At 40.0% G+C, this 23337-nt stretch carries 22 protein-coding genes; 16 read left to right on the top strand and 6 right to left on the bottom strand.

Going from position 1 to position 23337, the window contains the following annotated elements; translation table 11 throughout:
• Positions 1-16: 16 nt before the first annotated feature.
• The 6 genes from FC56_RS00550 to FC56_RS00525 all read left to right on the top strand — a co-directional run bounded on the left by FC56_RS00550 (position 17) and on the right by FC56_RS00525 (position 5903).
• Positions 17-358 (top strand): PadR family transcriptional regulator, encoded by a 342-nt coding sequence (locus tag FC56_RS00550; RefSeq protein ID WP_056977275.1) that lies wholly within the window; start codon positions 17-19, stop codon positions 356-358.
• On the top strand, positions 358-1035 hold the full coding sequence (locus FC56_RS00545) for a DUF1700 domain-containing protein (RefSeq protein WP_056977273.1): 678 nt from the start codon (positions 358-360) through the stop codon (positions 1033-1035). Before FC56_RS00550 ends, FC56_RS00545 begins: the two co-directional genes overlap by 1 nt.
• Positions 1019-1831 (top strand): DUF4097 family beta strand repeat-containing protein, encoded by an 813-nt coding sequence (locus FC56_RS00540; protein WP_056977271.1) that lies wholly within the window; start codon positions 1019-1021, stop codon positions 1829-1831. The genes FC56_RS00545 and FC56_RS00540 overlap by 17 nt, the downstream gene beginning before the upstream one ends.
• A gap of 111 nt (positions 1832-1942) precedes the next feature.
• On the top strand, positions 1943-3133 hold the full coding sequence (locus tag FC56_RS00535) for an iron-containing alcohol dehydrogenase (protein ID WP_054671072.1): 1191 nt from the start codon (positions 1943-1945) through the stop codon (positions 3131-3133).
• Between the two features lie 199 nt (positions 3134-3332).
• Positions 3333-4760, top strand: coding sequence for an arginine-ornithine antiporter (gene arcD, locus FC56_RS00530; protein WP_056977269.1), 1428 nt, complete (start codon positions 3333-3335; stop codon positions 4758-4760).
• 21 nt (positions 4761-4781) lie between these two features.
• Positions 4782-5903: an aminotransferase gene (locus FC56_RS00525; protein WP_056977267.1), complete on the top strand. Its 1122-nt coding sequence runs from the start codon at positions 4782-4784 to the stop codon at positions 5901-5903.
• A 256-nt stretch (positions 5904-6159) separates the two neighbouring features.
• Here the strand turns inward: FC56_RS00525 and FC56_RS00520 are convergent, their stop codons facing one another.
• Positions 6160-7350 (bottom strand): multidrug effflux MFS transporter, encoded by a 1191-nt coding sequence (locus FC56_RS00520; RefSeq protein ID WP_056977265.1) that lies wholly within the window; start codon positions 7348-7350, stop codon positions 6160-6162.
• 117 nt (positions 7351-7467) lie between these two features.
• On the opposite strand from FC56_RS00520, the gene lepB reads away from it, so the two are divergent.
• A complete protein-coding gene (lepB, locus tag FC56_RS00515) occupies positions 7468-8055 on the top strand; it encodes a signal peptidase I (RefSeq protein WP_054671068.1) in 588 nt (195 codons plus the stop codon).
• A gap of 40 nt (positions 8056-8095) precedes the next feature.
• Here lepB and FC56_RS00510 read toward each other — a convergent pair whose 3' ends face one another.
• On the bottom strand, positions 8096-8737 hold the full coding sequence (locus tag FC56_RS00510; RefSeq protein ID WP_082620528.1) for a histidine phosphatase family protein: 642 nt from the start codon (positions 8735-8737) through the stop codon (positions 8096-8098).
• A gap of 102 nt (positions 8738-8839) precedes the next feature.
• Between FC56_RS00510 and FC56_RS00505 the strand changes: the two genes are divergently transcribed.
• From FC56_RS00505 to FC56_RS00495, 3 genes are read left to right on the top strand one after another with little or no spacing between them, the layout of a single operon-like run.
• Positions 8840-9601 (top strand): exodeoxyribonuclease III, encoded by a 762-nt coding sequence (locus FC56_RS00505; protein ID WP_056977263.1) that lies wholly within the window; start codon positions 8840-8842, stop codon positions 9599-9601.
• 50 nt (positions 9602-9651) lie between these two features.
• Positions 9652-10224 (top strand): DUF536 domain-containing protein, encoded by a 573-nt coding sequence (locus FC56_RS00500; RefSeq protein ID WP_056977262.1) that lies wholly within the window; start codon positions 9652-9654, stop codon positions 10222-10224.
• Positions 10225-10282: 58 nt separating this feature from the next.
• Positions 10283-11608, top strand: coding sequence for a C1 family peptidase (locus FC56_RS00495; protein ID WP_056977898.1), 1326 nt, complete (start codon positions 10283-10285; stop codon positions 11606-11608).
• Positions 11609-11643: 35 nt separating this feature from the next.
• On the opposite strand, the gene FC56_RS00490 is transcribed toward FC56_RS00495, so the two are convergent.
• A complete protein-coding gene (locus tag FC56_RS00490) occupies positions 11644-12192 on the bottom strand; it encodes a hypothetical protein (RefSeq protein WP_187116924.1) in 549 nt (182 codons plus the stop codon).
• A gap of 185 nt (positions 12193-12377) precedes the next feature.
• On the opposite strand from FC56_RS00490, the gene FC56_RS00485 reads away from it, so the two are divergent.
• Together FC56_RS00485 and FC56_RS00480 are read left to right on the top strand one after the other, a co-directional pair.
• Complete coding sequence (locus FC56_RS00485) at positions 12378-13079, top strand: response regulator transcription factor (RefSeq protein WP_056977260.1); 702 nt, start codon at positions 12378-12380, stop codon at positions 13077-13079.
• The gene (locus FC56_RS00480) at positions 13057-14337 is read left to right on the top strand and encodes a sensor histidine kinase (protein WP_056977258.1); all 1281 of its coding nucleotides are present in this window, start codon (positions 13057-13059) and stop codon (positions 14335-14337) included. The genes FC56_RS00485 and FC56_RS00480 overlap by 23 nt, the downstream gene beginning before the upstream one ends.
• 593 nt (positions 14338-14930) lie before the next feature.
• Here the strand turns inward: FC56_RS00480 and FC56_RS00475 are convergent.
• Positions 14931-16097: a baeRF6 domain-containing protein gene (locus FC56_RS00475; protein WP_054671042.1), complete on the bottom strand. Its 1167-nt coding sequence runs from the start codon at positions 16095-16097 to the stop codon at positions 14931-14933.
• 68 nt (positions 16098-16165) lie between these two features.
• The gene (locus FC56_RS08185; protein ID WP_164477427.1) at positions 16166-16315 is read right to left on the bottom strand and encodes a hypothetical protein; all 150 of its coding nucleotides are present in this window, start codon (positions 16313-16315) and stop codon (positions 16166-16168) included.
• A gap of 84 nt (positions 16316-16399) precedes the next feature.
• Here FC56_RS08185 and cls point away from each other — a divergent pair, with 84 nt between their 5' ends.
• Entirely contained in the window at positions 16400-17860 is a 1461-nt protein-coding gene (gene cls / locus FC56_RS00470) for a cardiolipin synthase (protein WP_056977256.1), read from the top strand.
• Between the two features lie 381 nt (positions 17861-18241).
• Positions 18242-18832: a sugar O-acetyltransferase gene (locus FC56_RS00465; protein ID WP_054671039.1), complete on the top strand. Its 591-nt coding sequence runs from the start codon at positions 18242-18244 to the stop codon at positions 18830-18832.
• Between the two features lie 34 nt (positions 18833-18866).
• On the opposite strand, the gene FC56_RS00460 is transcribed toward FC56_RS00465, so the two are convergent.
• Entirely contained in the window at positions 18867-19925 is a 1059-nt protein-coding gene (locus tag FC56_RS00460) for an aldose epimerase family protein (RefSeq protein WP_056977254.1), read from the bottom strand.
• Between the two features lie 394 nt (positions 19926-20319).
• Between FC56_RS00460 and FC56_RS00455 the strand changes: the two genes are divergently transcribed.
• Both FC56_RS00455 and FC56_RS00450 read left to right on the top strand, forming a co-directional pair.
• Complete coding sequence (locus FC56_RS00455) at positions 20320-21720, top strand: sugar porter family MFS transporter (RefSeq protein ID WP_056977253.1); 1401 nt, start codon at positions 20320-20322, stop codon at positions 21718-21720.
• Positions 21717-23333 carry a xylulokinase gene (locus FC56_RS00450; protein WP_056977251.1) on the top strand — a complete coding sequence of 539 codons (1617 nt, stop codon included), beginning with the start codon at positions 21717-21719 and terminating at the stop codon, positions 23331-23333. The genes FC56_RS00455 and FC56_RS00450 overlap by 4 nt, the downstream gene beginning before the upstream one ends.
• The last annotated feature ends 4 nt before the right edge of the window (positions 23334-23337 follow it).

Here is a 23337-nt window from a genome sequence, read left to right as displayed (position 1 = left end):
AAGGATGGAAAAAACTATGGAAATTCAAATCAGCTCGGAGTTGTTAGATGGTTTAGTACTTTCTCTGTTAACGCGAGAAGATTACTATGGGTACGCAATTACCCAAGAAATCCAAAAAACGATTAATATTTCCGACTCAACTATGTATCCAGTATTAAAGCGCCTGCAAAAAAATGATTGGTTAACTACTTATGACCAACCATTTCAGGGAAGAAATCGGCGATATTACCGGATTACGGAAGCGGGAACGCAACACCTGGAACAACTTTTAGGGGCGTGGAAAACGTATAAAAAGAATTTAGATGGCATTTTTGATCAAACTCAAATTCCACCGGTGGCTTTAGGAGGACAGGGATAATGGCAAGGGATGTACAACAGTACTTAGATGAATTAAAAAATCGATTAGCGGGGCATTTGACCGCGGAAGAAATTGATGACGTAGTAGAATTTTACGCTGAATATCTACAAGACGCGGGATTAGTTACCAAATCAGAAGTGGAATCCCGTTTGGGAACTCCAAAGCAACTGACCCATAAAGTATTAGCGGATTACTCCATTAACGCTGATGAAAGTAATTCTGAATTTAGTTCTAATGATCAAGCGGTTAAGGAAAAAATTCAAAAACAAGATGGCCGTTCCAACGTTATGTTGATTTGGTTGGTGATTTTAGGAATTGCTTCAACGCCACTAACGATTCCGCTAGCTTTAGCGGTGTTAGCAGTATTATTTGCGGGGATGCTAACCGTAGGCGCTTTACTATTTGCGGCCGTTGTAATGGTGGGAACGGTATTTGTGTTATCCGTTATTGCCATTTACATTGGAATTATGATGGTATTAACGAACGCTAACGTAGCACTCTTTTACTTAGGAGTCGGGGTCACCGGTCTGGGAGCCCTGTTTATTGGCATTCCAATTGCAATTAGTGTGTTAAAGTGGGCCGTTGCTATGATTGCGATTGCGATCAGCTGGCTTTACCGTAAGATCACTAAGAAACAACCGAAAGTAAAGGGGGATAACCATGAAGAAACTAATTAAATTTGGCGTTGTCTTATTTGTTGGTGGGTTAATCGCTACTTTTATCGGTTGGCGAATGGGCGGTGCTCAACCGGTTGCAGTTGGTAAGGATTGGCGCCCTAAGATCGTCCACGAAGAAGTGCGGAATAAAACTTTACCCACAATAACAGAAATTGATCTAGATGTTACAGACGCTAATATCGCCATTCAACGGGGCAAACGCTATGGTATTCGTTTGGAAGATCGCAACGTGGGTAAGCCCACTTATCGTGTTAGTCACCAAAAATTAACGGTAACCCAAGACTGGAGTGATAGCTTTAGTGGAGGGATCGATTGGCAAGCTGCCCCGGTACACAATATTATCATCACGGTGCCAGAGTCAGCGGTCTTAACCAACGTTAAAATTAATAATGCGAATGGTCAAATTAATTTAACTGATAATTACATTAACCGCTTAGAGACTTCTCAAGGCGATGGTGATTTATTTGCTACCAGGGGAACGATTAAGAACTTTAAGCTCAACAGTAATGATGGTAACGTGCATTTGACCCAGTTAAGAGTTACTAACGGTCAGGCCAAATTAAGAGATGGTAGCTTCGAAATGGATAGTGGTAAGCTAACCAATAAATTAGCTGTTAACAACTACGATGGGCTTAACCGGGTGAACGGTGTCGCAGCCAAAGGTTATTATTTACAAACTACCAATGGGAAAAACCGACTTAAGAGTAAAACCAGCGCTAGCCCAATTATTCATCATGCGGATCAAACTCCGTTAATTAAATTAATTAACCATGACGCTAATAATGTTATTAATTAAAATCAAAAACTTTCGGTTAAGCATTAACCGAAAGTTTTTGTGTCTTTGAGTGCCATCTTTACTTACTTGGCGTATAATGAGCTTACTACTTATAAGGAGGCCCCAATTACTATGCAAGATTTTCGCTTTCATAATACTACGGACATTCGCTTCGGAACTGACGTTATTGACGCCGGCTTACACGATGCGGTAACTCAATTTGGTAACAATGTGTTGCTCGTTTATGGTGGGCAATCGATTAAAAAATCAGGATTATATGATCGGGTTAAGGCATTATTACACGATCTAAACATTACGGAACTTTCCGGAGTGGAGCCTAATCCTAAGATTGATTCTGTTAGAGAAGGCCAACGCTTAGCCAAAGAAAATAACGTTGATGTTATCTTAGCCGTTGGTGGTGGTTCAGTTATTGATGCCAGCAAGGTAATTGCGTCTGCATACTACTACGATGGTGATCCATGGGATCTGGTAGTTAAGGCTAACGGTGCCGACCGGATGAAGTTAAACCAATTACCAGTGGTCGACATTTTAACTTTGGCAGCTACGGGAACTGAAATGAACTTTGGTTCTGTGATTTCTAATCCCGCTACCCATCAAAAATTAGGTACTCAAGGTCCTAACAGTCCAGCTGTATCTTTCTTAGATCCTACCTTGACTTACACAGTCTCAGCTTGGCAAACTGCTGCGGGTTCTATTGATATTTTCAGTCATTTGACTGAACAATATTTTGACGCTCAACCAGCTAACGATGCTTCCAAAGGGATGATCGAAGGTTTGATGCGAGCAGTAATTAAATGGGCTCCAATCGCTTTGGAACATCCTGATAGTTACGATGCTCGGGCTAACCTAATGTGGTCAGCAACGATGGCGCTTAATGGAATTGTGCAGTTAGGTGGCCAAGATGGTTGGACCGTGCACCCATTGGAACACGAATTGTCAGCTTATTACGATATTACCCACGGTGTGGGATTAGGAATCCTTACACCAAGATGGATGAAGTTTATCTTGTCAGATGATACTGAAGCATTATTTGCTCGCTTCGGTCGTAACGTTTGGCATATTGATAACGGTAGTGATCGTGAAATTGCTGAATTAGCGATTAAGAAGACCTACGAATGGTTGAACTTAATGCAAATTCCAATGACCCTTCCAGGTGTTGACATCAATGATGATCAATACTTTGATGCAATGGCCCAAAGTGCGGTCAAGGTCGGTCATTTAGACACCGCACCTTACGTAAACTTGAGTGTAGAAGACGTTAAAAAAATCTATCAAGATTCAATGACGCCAGAAGAATTTTAATATTAAATAGTTGGATCCTAATTAATACTGCTGTGGTATTGGTTAGGATCTTTTTTTAATAGATAGTTATGTTAAAATGTGAACAAAATGGTACCGCTTTCGTAAAAAAACAATGAATATCAGCCATTAGATTTGATATTACGTTATTATTATCATTAAAATAAATACAATCATATTATAGGGTTAGGATGTGAAAGCAATGAAAAAAGATGAACTAACTGGTAATGTAAATGGAATTAGTCTACCGTCTTTGATTGCAATGGTAATTACATCTGCTATTGGAGCGGGAATCTTTGCGTTAACGTCTGACTTAGCAGTAGGGGCCTCACCAGGGCCGGCCTTGATTGCTTGGGGAATTGTGGGATTTGGAATTTTGATGTTGGCTCTTAGTTTGAATAACTTAGTGTTAGAAAGGCCAGAATTAGAAGGAATCTTTGCTTATGCCCAGGAAGGCTTTGGTGACTATGCCGGTTTCATTAGCGGATGGGGATATTGGCTATCTACATGGCTTGGCAACGTTGCCTTCGCCACCGTGATGATGAGTGCGATTGGTTATTTTGTGCCCGCATTCAAATCAGGGCAAAGTGTGATTGCGATTATCTGCGCTAGTATTGTTTCGTGGGGATTAACTTGGTTTGTTAGTCGAGGCGTTGAAAATGCAGCATTCCTTAACGCTATTATTACGATTTGTAAGTTAATCCCACTCTTCACGTTTATTGTTATTGCCTTGCTACTATTTAAGAGTCAAATTTTTACCGCTCATTTTTGGAATAACGTTTCTGGTAATTTCAATGGCGGCAAAGGAGTCGGCGAACAAATTAAAAACTGTATGATGGTAATGATGTGGGTTTTCGTTGGGGTTGAAGGGGCCGTAAATTTATCTTCACGAGCTAAACGTAAATCGGATGCAGGAAAAGCTACCATTATAGGGCTACTGTGTTTAATTTTAATTTATGTCCTAGCATCTATTTTGCCGTATGGTTATATGAGCCGGACCGAATTAATGAATCTTGATCAACCAGCCATGGTTTATATTTTTAAGGATATGGTTGGAACTTGGGGTGGAGCGTTTATTAGTATCGGCCTCATCATTTCTTTATTTGGCTCTTGGATTTCTTGGACCATGCTACCTGCGGAAACCATGCGCTTAATGGCGGATGAAGGCTTGCTACCTAAGTTTTTTGCTAAAGAAAATAAACATAAGGCACCAATTGTCGCTTTAGTTGTGACTGCTGGATTAGTACAAATTTTCTTGATTTCACTTCTTTTTATGGAAAGTGCATATAATTTTGCTTACTCGCTGTGTACGGCAGCAATTGTGATTAGCTATATCTTTGTAGGAGCATATCAAATGAAGTTTGCTTGGCGCAAACGGCAAAATGGGCAAGTGTTAATTGGCTTTTTAGCCTTAGCATTTCAATGTGTAGGGATTTACTTAGCTGGATTACAATATGTATTATTATGCTTTATTGCATATATTCCAGGAATCTGGTTCTTCGTGAAAGCCAGAAAAGAAGAGCATCATGATCGTGCATTGTTCCCTTATGAATGGATTCTTACAGCATTGATTTCCTTGGGTGCAGTAATTGGAATTATGTTATTATTAATGAATAAAATTTCAGTTTAATGCATAAATGGAGGGTGAATAATGGTAGAGATTGCTGGATTTGGCGTAGAAGCATGGTTAAACGAATGGGAAACTAAGGCTCAATATGATATTTCTCAAAGTACAATTGCGTCGTTGACATTAGAAGAACTAGTGGCTTTTGATCCACCTGCTGGGCAGCAATTATTAACGGACCTTAAGCAAAATAAACTAAATTACGGTCATATTGAGGGGTCCCCAGAATTTAAACAAGAAGTTAGCAAGTTGTATGATCACATGTCAGCTGACAATATTTTGCAAACTAACGGTGCCACGGGCGCAAATCACTTGGTACTTTACGCTTTATTAAATTCTGGAGACCACGTGGTGGCTGAATATCCGTCGTATCAACAATTGTATGATATTCCTAAGTCCTTAGGAGCAGAGGTGGATTTTTGGCCGATCGAAGAAGATCAAGACTGGCAACCTAGTTTGACCAAATTAAAGGAATTAGTACGATCAGACACAAAAATGATTTGTTTAAATAACGCTAATAATCCGACGGGAACCGTACTGGATCGTACCTTTTTGGAACAAGTAGTTGCAATTGCTAAGACAGTAGGAGCGTATGTTTTAGTTGATGAAGTTTATCAGCCATTAGCCACTGATGTGGACTACAAATCAATTGTTGATTTGTATGACCGGGGAATTGCAACTAATTCATTATCGAAAACCTATTCAGTTCCCGGAATTCGAATTGGTTGGACGGCTTCAAATGCAGAAGTAACCAATATTTTCCGGACGTTTAGGGACTATACTATGATTTGCGGGGGCGTACTAGGAGATTTAGTGGCAACGTATGTTTTACAGCATCGTGATCAAGTTCTAGCTCGTAACCGTGATTTAGTTACTCGTAATTTAAAGATCTTAACGGACTGGGTAGCTCAAGAACCTCGAGTCTCACTGGCTACTCCGCAAATGGTGTCGACCTCGTTTCCGCGTCTGGATATTTCCGAAGATACAGAAGCATTTTGTTTACGATTATTAAAGGAAACCGGAGTGTTGTTAGTTCCCGGAGAACGCTTTGATTTACCAGGACACGTACGGTTAGGTTACTGTGCCCCAACCCAGGTTCTACAAACTGGGTTAAAATTATTATCTGAATTTTTACGGCAATACAATTAAGAGATGACCTTAACTATTTCGTATTCTTTTTTTAAGTTGGAATTAAGGCGGGATGATTATTATTACAGCATAGTCAATTACAAATTGACTTCTTCAAACATCTGATAGATTGCAAAGAGGTGACCGCAGCTAATCGACAAGGCAAGCGAAGGATTTAGCATCCTGATTAAGCCAACTCTGATCTATTCCACTCTATTCTTAATATATATCTCCCTTACAAAAAAACCACCGCAGTCCGGTGGCTTTTTTGTGGGTATTAATGATTATAACGAACTCGCTTTAATAAGCTTAATCCGGTTGCGCAACAAAAGACAATTGCGGCCGCCATTGGTGTATAGGTATGAGTCCCCATTAATCCGACGATTGGTGACATTAAACTACTGACGGCATTTTGAAATACGCCCATTAAAGCAGAAGTTCCACCAGCATTACTGCTGTTACTGTTCATAATAATAGAAGTAATTGTGGTAAGTAGCATTCCGATGAAGATAACGATGAAAAATACTAGGCCGATCACGAGGAATAAATTATGCCACATAAATGAACTAGCCAAGAGAATTAAGCTTAAAATTCCGGTACCAGTAAATGCAAACCAAGTTTGCGATAGGATGGAATATTTTTGTGATAAGCGTCCGGGAAGTGCTGATCCTAACGCAATTCCCACCCCATTTAAAGCGTAAAGTAAACTGAATTTTTGAACGGACATATGGAATTCTGTTTGGAAAACGAATGAAGAAGCGGAAATATAACTAAAAAGTGCTCCGTAAATCAGACCGGCTAGGATAATTAACCGGAGGAATCCTCGATCGGTTAAGAGCTTAAAGGTGTCTGTAATTGTGGACATAGCACTACTAGTAATTCTAGCATCTTCAGGCAAGGTTTCAGGTAGGCCGACAAAAATGGCTATGACGACTACTAGACCAATAATAGCTAGTAAAGTAAAGATGCCTTTCCAACCGGTGTATTTAACTAAAAAGCCACCAATGACTGGAGAAATAACTGGGAAAATACCGTTGACTGCAGATAGCATGGCATAAAATTTGGTAAGAAGGGGACCGGAGAACATGTCTCTAGCAATTGCTCTAGATAGTACTTGACCACTAGCTCCTGCTAGCCCTTGAACGAATCTTAAGCCGATCAGCATGTATGCTGAAGTACTAAATGAAATTAAAAGAGAAGTAATTCCAAAAATTGAAAAACCAATTATTAAGGGAATTTTCCGACCGTATTTATCACTTAGCGGCCCCGCAATGATTTGACCTAATGCTAGTCCTAATAAACAAGAGCTTAAGCTCATTTGAATTAAGCTCGCAGGGGCATTTAAAAAGGCGCTCATTTCAGGTAACGCAGGTAAATATAAATCAATGGATAGTGGGCCTGTAGCGCTGATGGTTCCTAACAAAATGGTTAACCAAACGCGTTTGGCGGTAGATGGAGTGGTGTTCATAATTGCCTTCTTTCTTGTGGATAGTTCGGAGTTTTAAGCCGTAGGTTAACTTATGGTATAATCGATTATGATTAATTAACGTCTCAATGAGGTGTTAAATAAAAGGAGTATTAGTTGATGAAAACAGTTAAAGAGATACTCAGCTGGGTTATCCCTATCGCAATTGGGTTAATCATCGCTCTTTTATTACGGGCATTTGTTGTTACCGTAGCTCGAGTTGATGGACCTTCAATGGAACCTAACTTAGTAAATAATGAACGAATGATCGTTTGGCGACAAGCGCCAATTAAACATTTAAGTGTAATTGTGTTCGACGCCTATGGCGAAGATCCTAGTGCTAAAACTAAAGGCACGGATTACGTTAAGCGAGTAATTGGATTACCAGGGGATACCGTTTCTAGTAAGAATGGTGATTTATACGTTAACGGTAAGCTAGTAAAGCAAAACTTTATTAGCAAATCAGAACGCACTTCCGGTACTGGTAACTGGGATTTGAAGTCCCTTTCATCACAATGGAGTGAGTATAATGGAGTTACCAAGGTTCCCAAGGGTCAGTACTTCGTAATGGGTGACCACCGAAGTGTTTCTAATGATGGTCGCTACTGGGGCTTTGTCTCTAAGAAGAACATTATCGGGGTAGTAAAGGTTCCATTCTGGGAAACTGATAAAACTCAACGAAATAATGTTAATAATTTAGCATATTAATTAGCTAAAAAGCTGGTACAAAATTGTACCGGCTTTTTTATTATTCATTATATTTAATGATTTGAGCATTATTAGGATCTGTAACGTCTAGCCTAGTGATACTACCATTATTAGGTTGAGGCATTACTGGTTGTCCAGGAGTCAACAAGGTAGCAAGGGTCCTAATATAGGTTCCGTGACTAACTACGATGGCTGCTTGGCCATCCTCTAAACTGTTGCTCAAATGAATTAGTGCTTGGTTAATTCGTTGAGCTAACTGTTCACCCGTTTCTGCTTCGTGAAAAGAGTCGGCGGCATTCATGAAATCGCGAATTTTAAGAATTCCGTACCGTTCAACTAAATCCGGTTGATGACGGAAGCCCTGGGGGCCACCGATCATGTTCCAGGTTAACTTAGAGTCTAAACCTTCAAAGGATCCGAAGTAAGCCTCTCTTAAATCAAGAAGACGTTCAGGAATCGGAGTGGGCTGTGTTTGCTGGGCCAAAATGATGTCTAAAGTATCCATTGCTCGACCTAAATCCGAACTGGCGGCGTATGAAAAGGCAACGTTAGCTAATTTATTACCAGTAGTAGCTGCCTGTTGTTGTCCTAACTCGGTTAAGGGGGAGTCGACCCAGCCCTGCATTTTATTGAAGTGATTCAAAAGGGTTTGTCCGTGACGAACTAAATAAACGGTTTTCATATTTACTGCCTCACTTAAATTAAACTGCTTCAATTTTAGCATATCTCTTCAAGCACACCAACTAGGCTATGATAAACTAGGGGTAATTGAGGAGGGGAGTTAATGACAAAGTTAATCTCTTGGAACGTGAATGGAATTCGAGCAGCGGTGAACACCCATGATTTTATGGCTACCTTTAACCAACTAGATGCAGATGTTTTTTGCATTCAAGAAACTAAGGTGCAAGCGGGCCAAATTGAACTGGATTTACCTGGATACCACCAGTATTGGAATTTTGCTGAACGTAAGGGGTATTCTGGAACCGCCATATTTACCAAGGAAAAACCGTTATCCGTTTCTACTGATATTGGTAATGAAGAGCTAGACCATGAGGGGCGGGTAATTACTGCGGAGTATCCTAAGTATTACGTAGTCTGTTGTTATACCCCCAATGCGCAACCGAAGTTAAAACGCTTGGCATTTCGGCAACAATGGGACGCTGTCTTTTTAGCTTATCTCCAAAAATTAAATGCGATTAAACCAGTGGTGGTCTGCGGAGATCTAAATGTGGCACATGAGCCAATCGACCTGAAGAATCCTGCCAGCAATCATCATAACCCAGGATTTTCAGACGAAGAACGAGCTGATTTTAGTAACTGGTTAGCTGCGGGCTATGTAGACTCATTTAGACTGCTGCATCCGAATAAAGCAGGGATTTATTCTTGGTGGAGCTATCGATTCCATGCCCGTGAAAACAATTCGGGGTGGCGGATTGATTACTTTGTAGTGAGTGAGATTTTGAAAGATAAAATTGAGGCGGCTGAAATCTTAACTAACGTCTATGGTTCCGATCACTGTCCGGTAGAACTCGATTTTGCAAACTGACTTCGCGAACTAGTTTGCGATGTGCTATAATGTTTAGCGAGGTGAACAGTATGTCAGAATCTATTAAAGATATTGCCGATGAAATTGGGGTATCGAAAACTGCCATTCGCAAACGAATGACGGACGAGTTCCGAAAAACGCGAACTGAAAAACAAGGTAATAAAATTTTAATTACCGATGAAGGGGTTGCGGAACTAAAGGAACAATTTAAAGCTAGTGGAATCACTGAACAAGACACTGCTGAAGATGACGATCAAGTTGATTTGGCACGTCAAGAGCTAGGTGTCTTGAGCGAGCAATTGACCAGTCAGTCTGATCAATTAAAGGAAAAGGATCGTCAAATTGCTGAATTACATAAGTTGTTAGACCAATCTCAACAGTTACAGTTGGATGTTCAACAACGAATGAAGCAGTTGGAAACCAGCAAGGCAGAGGTACAGGCGATTGAAACTGCAGAACAACCACAGGCCGATAGTGAAACTAAGCCTGGCAAGGTGAAGTTAGAAAGTCAATCGGAAGAAACGGAACCGGAAAAAATTAATCCGTTACCTCCTCGCAGTGAAGATGCAACTAGCACCACTACCAAAAGAAGATGGTGGCCATTTGGTCGCCAAAAGAAATAAAAAGTCGGCAGATGCCGGCTTTTTTCACATCAAAATAGATCAGAAGGGAAATGATAGTATGGCACAGTTTGGTCAACCGTTAGAGAAAGCAGAATTAAACAAACTAAGCAATTCTTTGCATAAAGAGCCCAATGCTGAAGTATTAACTAGAACTATCACACACAATGGAATTGACGCAGCCGCATTTGATCCGCAAGCAGCAGTAAGATTAGATCCGGTATTTTCATTAGAACTAGAAACGGGCAAAGTCACTAACCAAAAGCGTAGTGGACGGTGCTGGTTATTTTCAGCTGCTAATATGTTGCGACACCAATTTGCTAAACAGTATAAAGTGAAAAACTTTGAACTTTCTGAAAAATACCTCTTTTTCTGGGACAAAATCGAGCGGGCTAACATTTTTTACGATCGGGTGATTGCTACCGCTAATCGACCACTTTCCGATAGAGAAGTGAGCTTTTACTTTGAGATGCCAGATGATGATGGTGGCCAATGGGATATGGCCGCAGCACTAGTTGAAAAATACGGAGTGGTCCCGGTTAGTGCCTATCCAGAAACAGCTAATTCTGAAGATACTAGTGCCTTGGCCGCCACCCTTAACCGGAAATTAAGACAAGATGGCCTGCAATTACGGCAACTAATTGCGGAAGAAAAAAGTGACGTTGAAATCATCGCGGCCAAAGAAGCAATGTTAGCCACTGCTTATAAAATTACCGCCTATGCCTTAGGAGAACCACCAATGCAGTTTGACCTAACGTATCGTGATGATGATAAGCAATATCACCGGGTAACTGACTTAACCCCGCAACAATTTTATCAAGATTATATTGATATGGATTTAAGTGAGTATGTAACGGTGACTAATTCACCGGATAAACCGTTGAATCAATTATATCGATTACCTAGTGAAGAAAATGTGGTCGGCGGTCGCCAAATTCAATTTTTAAACGTGGAAATGGACGTGTTGGAACAGGTAGCGTTAGCTCAGTTGCAAGATGGCCAAGCAGTTTGGTTTGGTAACGATGTAATGCAACAAATGGATCGGAAACGGGGATATTTGGATAGTAATTTGTACCGGTATTCCGAACTATTTGGGGTAGAGCTGCAGATGACTAAGGCTCAACGACTAGAAACTCACGAAGCAGAAGTTTCTCATGCTATGACCCTTACCGGTGCCGATGTGGTGGCAGATAAGGTGACTAAGTGGAAAGTTGAAAATTCTTGGGGCGCTAAAAACGGTGAAGACGGCTACTTTACTATGAGTGCTGATTGGATGAATGACTTTGTATACGAAGTGGTTGTGAATAAAAAATATCTAACAGACACGCAACGAGAATTATTAACTAAAGCACCAGTGGAATTACCCGCCTGGGACTCCCTTGCGTAAATAAAAAAGCATGCCAAGTGGCATGCTTTTTTATGTTATTGAACTGCTACTAAAACTTGATTAGTTTTATCGTAATCTAGATCTCGAACCACCTTGTAACCAGATACTTTTAAGCCGGAAGCTTTGTTAGTACCACTAACAGGTTTTTTAACGCTAATAGTTTGCTCCATATCAAGCCCACTTAGTTGGCCCTTCATACTGATTACGGGGCGAGTCTTTGACTTGTTTTTGAAGCTGTAAGTCAAAGTTCCTTGTTTGTCTAATGCATTGGCTTTTTTAGCGGCATCAAAACTCTTGTAAATTTTGTCGACACCGTAGATAGTTACCTTGTTGCCTTTGAAGTAGTAGGCGTCAAAGCCAGATTTACTTTTGGCGTTTAAACTACCGGCCATATACCAAAGTTTACCACCACTAGTTAAAGCCGTTTTGGCATCGGTATTATTTGTATTGGTATTTTGCATACTTGCTTTACTACTATCATTACTACCGTTAGATTGAGACTTAGAATTGCCGCAGCCAACTAGGACTAGGGCAAGCGCGAATGCAGCGCCAACTGCAGTTAAAATTCGAATTGCTTTTTTCATATATATCACCTCTTCGGTTAAAATATCATAAATATTAGGGGAATACTAGCCCTTTAACTTTGAATTAATAATTCTTTGGTAAACTGAAATCAGAGGTTAACATAAATGAAACTTAAAAAAGAAAAGGGTCTCATTTGACTTTTGACAAGCAAAACTATTTACTATAGTTAACATGAGGTGAAGATATGGATAAACCAACAATTTTGATTGTCGAAGATAATAAAGAATTAGCTAGCGGACTCGCTGATTTTTTAGCGGATACCGTTACGGTGAAAAACGCCTACGATGGTTATACTGGTGAAGAAATGGCCTTGGAACCGGATATTGACCTAATCATTTTAGATATTATGTTGCCAGGCCAAGATGGGTTAGAACTACTTAAAAATATCCGTCAATTTGGCAATGATACTCCAGTTCTAATTTTGACTGCTAAAGATACGATTGTAGATAAGTTAAAGGGATTTCAGGCGGGAAGCGATGACTATTTAACTAAGCCATTTCATCGAGAAGAATTACTGATGCGGGTGAAATCATTACTTAAGCGCGCCGGAAAATTAAATAAAGAGACTACGGTTTCGGGCGGCCCCATTACTTTGGATTTGGCTAAGCATACGACAACCGTCGCTGGGCAGTTAGTGGATTTGAAAGGTAAGGAATTTGATTTGCTTCAATACCTGTTAGAAAATCCGGAAATGATTATCACTAAAGAACAGATTTTTGATCGCCTTTGGGGATTTGATTCCGAAACTTCGCTTAGTGTCGTAGAAGTTTACATGAGTAATCTCCGAAAAAAACTAAAGCCATTTGCGGCTGATAGTATGATTAAAACGATTCGCAACGTGGGATACATCGTGGAGGTGAACGATGAAGGAAGAGAATCAGATTAACCAAAAGCAACAACACCGGTTTTTTGTTGTTGAATTTTTGGCCTTAGCCTTTTTATTTGGCTTACTAGGCATTTTAGTTAGTCACTTCTTCGAAAGTTCTGTCTATTCTAATATCGATCAAAACATCGTTCATCAGCAAAAAATGGTTTTGCTACGACCAGCTGAGAGTATCCAAAATAATGACCAGTTAAATCCGGGCGATGGGGGACCAACTCGATTTCAAGCGGATACTGTAATCTACAGCGAATCTGGTAAAATTTTGAATACTGCTACGCTGGGGAACCGGTATGTAATCTTAAAAAAACTTAAGTTCGACCCTAAAACTACGGGCCAACTGATGACCCAAAAGGTTAACGGCAATTCTTTTCGAACGGTAATGATGAAAGTCAAAAATCAAAATACCAAACAGGTAAACTATGTATTGATTGCCGAAAATATTGATACGCAAACCAGTATTATTAAGGAGTTTGACAAGCTTTTAATTATTATTTTAGTAATCTTTTGGCTGGCTGCGATCTTAATTAGTTACGCCTTGTCTAGTTACTTCATGGGTCCAATTTTACGATCATGGAACAAACAGCAGGAATTTGTTTCTAACGCTGCTCATGAACTTCGGACCCCGTTGACGATCATTCAAAATAAATTGGAATATTTATTTACTAAGCCTAAGTCACAGGTAATTGATGAAACCGAACCGATTAACCAGGCATTAAATGAAACCAAACGGCTAAGTCGTCTAACGTCGGAATTATTGACGGTGGCTAGATCCGATTCCAACCGGATACAAGTAGATCCAGTAGCAGTTGAGCTCTCTGATTTTATGCAAGAAACGGTTGAACCGTATGCAGAAGTGGCAGCTAGCCAGGATAAGCAACTGAGCTTTGGCAATACGGTGGATGGATTTGTTAAAATTGATGTGGATTTGCTAAAGCAGGTTTTAGTTATTTTACTTGATAACGCCTTGAAGTACACTAAAGCTGGTGATCAAATTAATGTTTTTAGTGAGCCGGTCGGTAAAAATTCATGGAAATTAACTGTTTCTAATACGGGTGAATCAATTTCTGATGCTGATAAACAACGAATTTTTGAACGTTTTTACCGGGTAGATAAATCTCGTAATCAAGATACTGGTGGAAACGGATTAGGGCTTTCTATTGCTAGTTGGATTATTGGTCAACATCACGGTAAAATTACCGTAACGGATGTGGCACCAACAGGGGTGGCGTTTATTTGTACGCTGCCTAGAAATTTTAAGTAATTAAAAAAAGTAGGATAGGAGATGCCTTAGGCACTCCCATCCTACTTTTTGGTTGGCAATGTGGTGGTTACTGTTCCTTGCAATACCCCGTAAAACGGCTTCAACCAACTTATTTCCTCCGCTTAAATAAATAGCAGTCAATAGCGACCTTTCAGGCCGAACTATTGACTGCTATTTTCTTAGTGCTCAGAAATAAACCGTGTTGGTCTCAGCACTCTACTAAAACGGCTTCACCTCACTGCTTTTTCCGTCCAACAAAAAATGCCAAATAGCGATTCAAAAAACAAATCGAACTATTCAGCATTTTTCTATTGGTACTCGAAAGCACCCGTGAGGTTCAGCACTTTATCCTAAATCGGCCTCTCAAAGCGAACAGTTCCGCCTAGCTCAATTAATTCAATAGCGATTCAAAGTTCGAATCGAACTATCTAAATTAATTAGCACTATGCTCGCTGTTTAACCGCTTTGCTCAGAACTCTATTCTAAAACGGCTTCGGGACTCACCTAACTACAAAATAACGGGCAGCGGCTTATGCCGAACTGCCCGTTATTTTTAGGTTAGAAACTCGTTAGTTACCGAGTCCCTCAGCGCTTTACTTAACTTCCGTTGTTGGGAAACGTAAAACGGCAGCGTAATCTGCTTGAACTGGCATTTCTTCTTCTGGTAGGACGTAAACATCGCCATTGAAACCAGTAGTGGTGATAGCCAAATCGTTTAGCAAGTTACTTGGATGACCGGTAGTGTCTTGGCTATCAAATTGAACGTGGCTAACGTCTTTTTCAGCAACGTAAGCACCATCTTTAATAAAGAGGGTAGCCACTGAACCGGACATTGCAGCTTCCGCAATTTTATTGATATCGGTAAGGGTCTTCTTAGCGCCCGTAGCGTTGTCGAATCGATCAGCCAATTCCAAGACCGTCAAATGGTTGTATTGAGCGTTAACGTTGCGCACCATGTCTAGCAATTCTTCGTGTGAAGTCTTTAGACTAGGGATCTTTTCGAAGCGAACATCAGAAAGCATCTTGTTCTTAGTGATTTTTCTGAATTCGCCTTGGACGGCAGGTTCGGCGGCCAAGACAACTGGCAAATGATCCTTGTTAGTAAAGTTCTTGATTACATATTCATCAACTGCTTGGAAGTAGCGAAGTTGATCACTTCTATCAGATTCTTCTTTAGGATCATAACCACGTTTGAAAGTGGCACCATGACCACGGCCGTGACCAGCAGATTTTAATTGTTGATCATCAGCAGGGATGTAATCTCCTAAGGCGTCTGTTAGAGTAGAAGGAGTATCAGCGGTAACTTCTGGTTCTTCGATTACCCTATTTTGGATTTGGAAGAGATGAAATGAGTTCTTCCGCAAAACAACTAAATTGTATGCGAGTGGGAATTGGAAATCTTTTAGTAATGGTAAGACTTGCATAGTGTCACCCACTGCAAAGGCTGGCTTAGCTGGGTAGTTAAGCCGGAACATGTTGATTTGATCTGCGGTAACATAGATAGCTAAACCTTGAGAAACGTCGTTGCCTAAGGTTTCGGTTTGGAGTAATTGGTTTAATTGAGCTTCATAGTCAGGCCAGAATTTGCTTAAGTATTTTGATAGGTATGCTTTTTTGGCTTGGGCAATCAAACTATTGAGTTGAGTTTTGTCTTCTACGGAATTGTCCGCTTTAGGATTTAAAGGAAGCACGATTGTTACGATAGGTCCTTTGTGAGCTGAAACCGTTAGTAAGTTTTTGATATCTGCATTAATAGCCATAATTGATCCCTCCAAATTAACTTTTGTGATTAAGTTCATCTTATCACGGATGATTTTAAAATGGGGTTTTAACGATTGAGGGCTCTATAAATCAAATACAAAATAATAGCGACAATGACGGCGGTACCAATCATTGGTTGATTTTTGAAAAGTTCATGGAGAATATGGACAGAATGAATTCCGTGAACTCCCGCAAATAAGACAATTTTAGGCCACATTTTTTCCAACTTCTTTCTAGTATCAAGGTGTAATTTGAGTTATATTAATAATATTATTGATCAAGATATAGAAAGGAGTCGATTATGTCAATTGACTGGCAGGCAGTTTTTAATGTAATTGTAGTGGTCAATGCTGTTTTAGCCATTATCACTGTTTTTAAAGAAAAACGGGATATTGCAGCTATTTGGGCTTGGCTATTGGTACTAATTTTCTTGCCAATCGTGGGCTTCATTGCCTACGCCTTTGTGGGGCGGCAATTACCCCAGAATAGATTATTTAGATTACATAACCATGTGCAAATGCAAATCAATGATCGCCTGAATGAACAGCGTAAGCAGGCGGGAAATCAAGATCCCACCCCTGCCGATTTGGTGGCGGAAAAAAACCACACCGTGGTTCAAATGTTTAAGGAAACCGATGCCGCATTTTTGGCTCGGAAAAATAAAGTTAAGGTGTTTACTAAGGGAACTGACTTGTTCCACCGTTTAATTGAAGATATTGAAGCAGCTAAAAAGAGTATCCATATTGAATTTTATACGTTCTACAACGATCAAATTGGCAACTTAATTTTAGATTTATTGGTTAAAAAAGCGCAAGAAGGACTAGAAGTACGGGTGATTTACGATTCTTGGGGTTCTTTAGGAACAACCCGTAAGTTCTTTGAACCGCTACGGAAGGCTGGCGGCTATGCCTATCCATTTTTGAATACCCACTCTGCTATCTTGGATTTTCGGTTAAACTTTCGGGACCATAGAAAAATTGTGGTGATCGATGGAATGATTGGTTATATTGGCGGTTACAATATTGGTGACCAGTATTTGGGGCGGAAGAAAAAGTTTGGTAATTGGCGTGATACTCATCTACGAATTATTGGTTCTGGAGTGTTTGGACTACAGTCTCGATTTATCTTAGATTGGAATGCTACTAGTCCGCATGATCAAATCAATGAGGATCAAGTGGATCCTAAATACTTTCCAGTTACGACTACTAAGGGATTAGTCGATATGCAAATTGTTTCTAGTGGACCTAATTCCGAAATGCAGCAGATTAAGATGGGCTATATTAAAATGATTCTCAAAGCTAAGCAATACTGTTGGATCCAAACCCCATACTTAATCCCAGACGATAGCGTCTTAGATGCGCTGCGAATAGCAGCAAAATCAGGAGTGGACGTTAGGATTATGCTGCCTTGTATGCCAGATCATGCGTTTGTGTATCGAGCAACGCAATATTACGCTCGCCAGCTATCTGAAGAGGGAGTTAAAATTTATTATTACCAAAATGGCTTTTTACATGCTAAAACGATGGTAATCGATGGCGAAATTGCTTCTGTAGGTTCAGCTAATTTGGATTATCGTAGTTTTAAATTGAATTTTGAAATCAATGCTTTCTTGTATGATGAAAAATTGGCAATGGAACTGACGAATATTTATCAAAATGATATTGGTGTCAGTGAGCTCCAAACGCCAGAAATGTTTGATCAGCAGTCTACTTGGCTGAAATTTAAGCAGACTTTTAGTCGCTTGCTGTCACCAATCTTGTAAGCAAAGCAAGATAATTGATCTTCTAATGAGATAAGCCCTATAATGATTATGAAAGATGAGGAGCTGTTATTTAGTTGATTACACCAAAGCGGTGGTTCTATGTCAGCGAACTAGACGACTAAACAGCAGGGCGCTATTGATGGTTTGTTAGGTAAATGGGCAGAGAAAACGTAATGTTCATTTTCGCTTTTTAAGTAGGGAAACCAGGCGTCTTCATTAACTCATCTTTCAAAATTGGTTCTTTAATAAGGTCCACCCCGACCGATACGCCAATTTGGCGGAAGCAGAAGCTTCCGCTTTTTTTGTGTCTAAAAATGTTGCCCGGACAAATGTTATCGTTTACAATCATATTTATCCGGACAAATATTAAGGAGCAGAAATATGGTAATAAAAGATACTAGAAGCGAACGAGAAAAAATGATTGCTGAAGAACCTTATAACGTACAAGATCCAGAGTTGGTGGCCGATCGCATTCGAGCTCAACGACTATTTAAGAAACTCAATACGACAACTTTAACCGATTTAGAAAGCAATGCCCGAATTGCTAAGGAATTATTTGGTTCGACGGGAGAAAAGATCGAAGTACGCCCAGATTTTAGTTGTGATTATGGTTATAACATCCACGTGGGAGAAAACTTTTTTGCTAATTGGAACTGTATTTTATTAGATACCTGTCCGATTAATATTGGTAAGAATGCTTTATTAGCTCCTCGAGTACAAATGTATTCTGCCAGTCATCCGTTTGATATTGAACGGCGAACTCACTGGATAGGAACTGGCGCAAGTATTAACATCGGAGACAATTGTTGGATCGGTGGAGGTGCGATCATTACTCCGGGAGTCACCTTAGGTAATAACGTGATTGTGGGAGCTGGTTCGGTGGTTACTAAATCTTTTGGCGATAATCTCGTGATTGCTGGTAATCCGGCGAGAGTGATTAGGGAATTGGATCCGAATGAAATTAGACAATAAAAAAACACAGCGGAAGCTGTGTTTTTTTATTTGATTAAAATTCAACATGATAATCAATTTCATGAACTTTGGTTTCACCGGCTTTAATAATAATATCGCCAAAATTATCGAAACGGGTAGCATCTGGAAGGTTTTGAGCTTCTAACGCGACACCTTCGTATGGAATTCCGATGCCGTTAGTACGGCTAAAGTTCATGTCTTCTTTGGTAAATGAATTAGCTGTGAAAACGACTAAACCATTTCGATCGGAAGTAATACTTACACTACGATTAGTTTCTGGATCTTGCAAGGTAGCTATGGTGTTATTAATTGCATCATCATTGATTTTAAAAATATCATCAAACCCTTTTTCTGGGGTATTTTGCATATTTTGTATAGCATTTCCTAGGCTGGTAGTTTGTCTAAAGTCAAATGGAGTATTTTCTACTGATAAGAAGTTTCCAGTAGGTAATTTCTTATCATCGAATTCAAGATGTTGTTCAGCATTTACTTGCAAATTATGCTTCAAAATGGTGTCGTTATCCCCAAGATTAAAGTAAGTATGGTAGGTAGGGTTGAAAACCGTATCTTCGTTTAAAGCAGTAGCTTCAAAAGTTAATTTTAGGGTGTTGTCATTAGTTAAACGGTAAATGATCGTGACGTCTATATCTCCTGGAAATCCATCTTCTGAGCTTAGTTGAGTGTGATGGAATTGAATGGTAGGTTCGCCATCTTCTTCAACAATTTCACCATCCCAAACCTGAGTATTAAAACCATTAGGGCCGCCATGCAATGTGGTAGTACCTTCGTTAGTTTGTAATTGATAAGTTTGGCCATTCAATGGTAATTGTCCGTCCTTGATGCGACCACCTGTCCGGCCGATCCCCATTGATACATAAAACGGATTAGCCAAGTAATCCCCTGAATTAGGATAGTTTAGGACTAAATTAGTACGGCCAGTATTTGTAGGAATTGAGAATTCATATAGGGTGGCACCAAGGCTAATAGCAGAAACAGTTACGTTATTTTGGTTAGTTAGTGAAAATTTAACAATGTCTTGGTTGTTAAAACGATCAAAAAAAGTAGAAGAAGCTTTAATTGAATTGGTTGACATATTGATTCCTCCTAATGATTTTATCGGTAATCGTTTTCATTCATCGTAAAAGATTGATACGTATAAGTCAATTAAATCTAGGGGTAAATTAAGAAAATTAAAATAAAACTCAAAAATCAATTTAAAATCGACTCAAAAACAAATAAATAAAATAAATTTTTAAGCAACATTCACAACTAGAAACCGCTTTATGAAAGCGATTCAAGGTAATCATTTCACAAAAAAAGTACGTATGAATAAAAACCATTGTTGATTTATCCGTATAAATATTATAGACTACATTTGTTGATAAGTTGAAACCGCTTCATACGAGAATTTTGTTTCAGCTATTTTTTATTCATTAACATGAAAGCGCTTGTATGAAGGGCTGGTACATTAAGGAGGAAAAGTCTTTATGAAGAAAGAGAAGAAAATTTCCAGTGGCTTTATTTATTTCTTCGGATCATTTGGTGGAATTTTGTTTGGATACGATATCGGGGTTATGACTGGGGCCTTACCTTACTTAACCACTGATTGGCATTTACAAAATGCACCATCCATCCAAGGATGGATTACATCAGCCGTTATGTTCGGAGCTATTTTTGGGGCTGCAATTGCGGGTCAACTATCTGATCGCTTGGGTAGAAGAAAAATGATTTTGATTTCATCATTAATCTTTGCCGTTGGTGGCTTGTTATCAGGATTGGCACCAAATAATGGATCACTATATTTGATCATTGTTCGAATTTTACTTGGGACTGCCGTTGGGGCTGCCTCAGCATTAGTACCACCATATATGTCTGAAATGGCTCCGGCCAAAGCTCGTGGGATGTTATCCGGTTTGAACCAAACCATGATCGTTTCAGGAATGTTAATTTCTTACATTATGGACTTCATCTTAAAAGATTTACCTGAAAATTGGGCATGGCGCTCAATGTTAGCTATGGCAGCTGTACCAGCTTTGATTTTATACTTTGGGGTTTTGAAATTACCTGAATCACCACGTTTCTTGGTTAGTGAAGGCAAAGTTGATGAAGCTCGTCACGTATTGTCATCATTAAGACCTGCTAATGAAATTGAACCTGAATTAGCTACTATTCAAGAAACCGCTCAAGCAGAAAAAAATGCTGCTAAGAGTACTTCATGGGCAACCTTATTTAGTGGTAAATATCGTTACCTAGTTATCGCTGGTGTTGGGGTTGCTGCTTTCCAACAATTCCAAGGAGCCAATGCTATTTTCTACTACATTCCATTAATCGTTGAAAAAGCAACTGGTAGTTCAGCAAGTAACGCTCTAATGTGGCCAATCATTCAAGGTGTCATTTTAGTTGTTGGTTCTCTTGTATTCCTGCCATTGGCTGATCGTTTCAACCGCCGGACATTATTAACCCTTGGTGGATTAGTAATGGGTGGGTCATTCATCTTACCATCTATCCTTAAATGGATGATGCCAAACATGAATAACATGGTAATTGTTGCATTCTTATGCTTATATGTTGCATTTTACTCATTTACTTGGGCACCACTTACTTGGGTTATTGTTGGTGAAATGTTCCCACTTCAAATTCGGGGTCGTGCTTCAGGATTGGCTTCTTCATTTAACTGGATTGGTTCGTGGTTAGTTGGGTTACTCTTCCCAATTATGACCGCTTCTATGTCACAAGAAGCTGTGTTCGCTATCTTTGGAATTATCTGCCTAATCGGGGTAATGTTCATTCGCTTCTTTGTTCCAGAAACTCGGGGCCGTTCACTTGAAGAAATTGAAGAACAAGGTACTAATCGCCACTCTAAAGCTAAAAAGGAGGTTTCACTATGAATCTCGTAGAAACTTCTCAAGCCATCCAAGCCGGCAACGTTTCTCTTGGTATTGAATTGGGATCTACCCGGATCAAGGCCGTTTTGATCACTGCCGATTACAACACGGTGGCCGCTGGGAGCTATAACTGGGAAAACAAACTAGAAAATAACGTTTGGACTTACTCACTAGAAGATGTTTGGGCTGGAATTCAAACCAGTTACAAACAACTAGCTGCAGAAGTACAAAGCAAATATCATCAACCCATTACCAACATTAAAGCGATCGGAATCAGTGCCATGATGCATGGTTACTTGGCTTTTGATCAAGCTGATAATTTGCTGGTACCATTCAGAACTTGGCGAAACAACATTACTGGTCAAGCAGCTGATGAATTAACTAAACTATTTAACTTTAATATCCCACAACGTTGGACCATCGCTCATTTATACCAAGCGATTTTAAATGACGAAGCTCACGTTAACGAATTAGATTTTGTAACTACCTTAGCGGGTTACGTTCACTGGCAACTGTCAGGAGAAAAAGTATTGGGTACAGGGGATGCTTCTGGGGTCTTCCCAATTGATCCAGCTACCGGTTACTATGACCAAAAAATGCTTGATCAGTTCAGCGCTCAAGCAAACGTTAAGAAATATCCTTGGAACATTGAAAAAGTCTTACCAGCCGTTAAACCAGCTGGTCAAGCAGCGGGACAATTAACTGAGACGGGAGCGAAGTTATTGGACCCAACCGGAAACCTCCAAGGCGGTAGCTTGATGGCACCACCTGAAGGGGATGCTGGAACTGGAATGGTTGGTACTAATAGTGTTCGGCAACGAACTGGAAATATTTCGGTAGGGACTTCTGCTTTTTCAATGGTGGTTTTGGATCAAAGTCTAAAACAAGTGCACCGAGATATTGACATAGTAATGACGCCAGATGGCTCACCGGTTGCCATGGTCCACGTTAATAACTGTTCTTCAGATATTAATGCTTGGACTTCACTATTTGGTGATTTTGCTCAACGTTTAGGTGTCGACGTTCCGGCCGACAAACTATACGGCACGTTATTCTTGGAAGCTACGCGCGCTGATCCTAACGCTGGCGGGCTCATCAACTACAGTTACTTATCTGGAGAAAACATTACCAAGATGGATGCGGGACGTCCCTTGTTTGTTAGAACCCCTAACAGTAACTTCAATTTACCTAACTTCATGCTGACTCAGTTGTACGCTGCGTTTGCACCTTTAGAAATCGGAATGGAAATCTTAACCGAAGAAGAAGGTATTCAAACCGACGTCATGATCGCTCAAGGTGGTCTCTTCAAGACTCCGGTGATTGGGCAACAAGTTCTCGCTAACGCCTTGAACATTCCAATTACCATTATGGAAAACGCGGGTGAGGGTGGCCCTTGGGGCATGGCCGTTTTAGCTGAATTTGCTGAAAATGGTGCCGGTCAAGACTTAGCTGATTACCTAGACAGCAACGTCTTTAGTCATCCAGAAACGATGACTCTAAGCCCAGAACCTGCTGGTGTGGCTGGTTACCAAGAGTTCTTGAAGAACTACGTGGCCGCATTACCGGTAGAAAGTGAAGCTATTAAAACGATTCCTGATCAAAACGGAGGCAAATAAGTAA

The organism is Lentilactobacillus senioris DSM 24302 = JCM 17472 (genome assembly GCF_001436555.1).
GTDB lineage: Bacteria > Bacillota > Bacilli > Lactobacillales > Lactobacillaceae > Lentilactobacillus > Lentilactobacillus senioris.
Note: the sequence above shows the minus strand (reverse complement) of the source record. Positions and strands in the feature narration are given on the sequence as shown.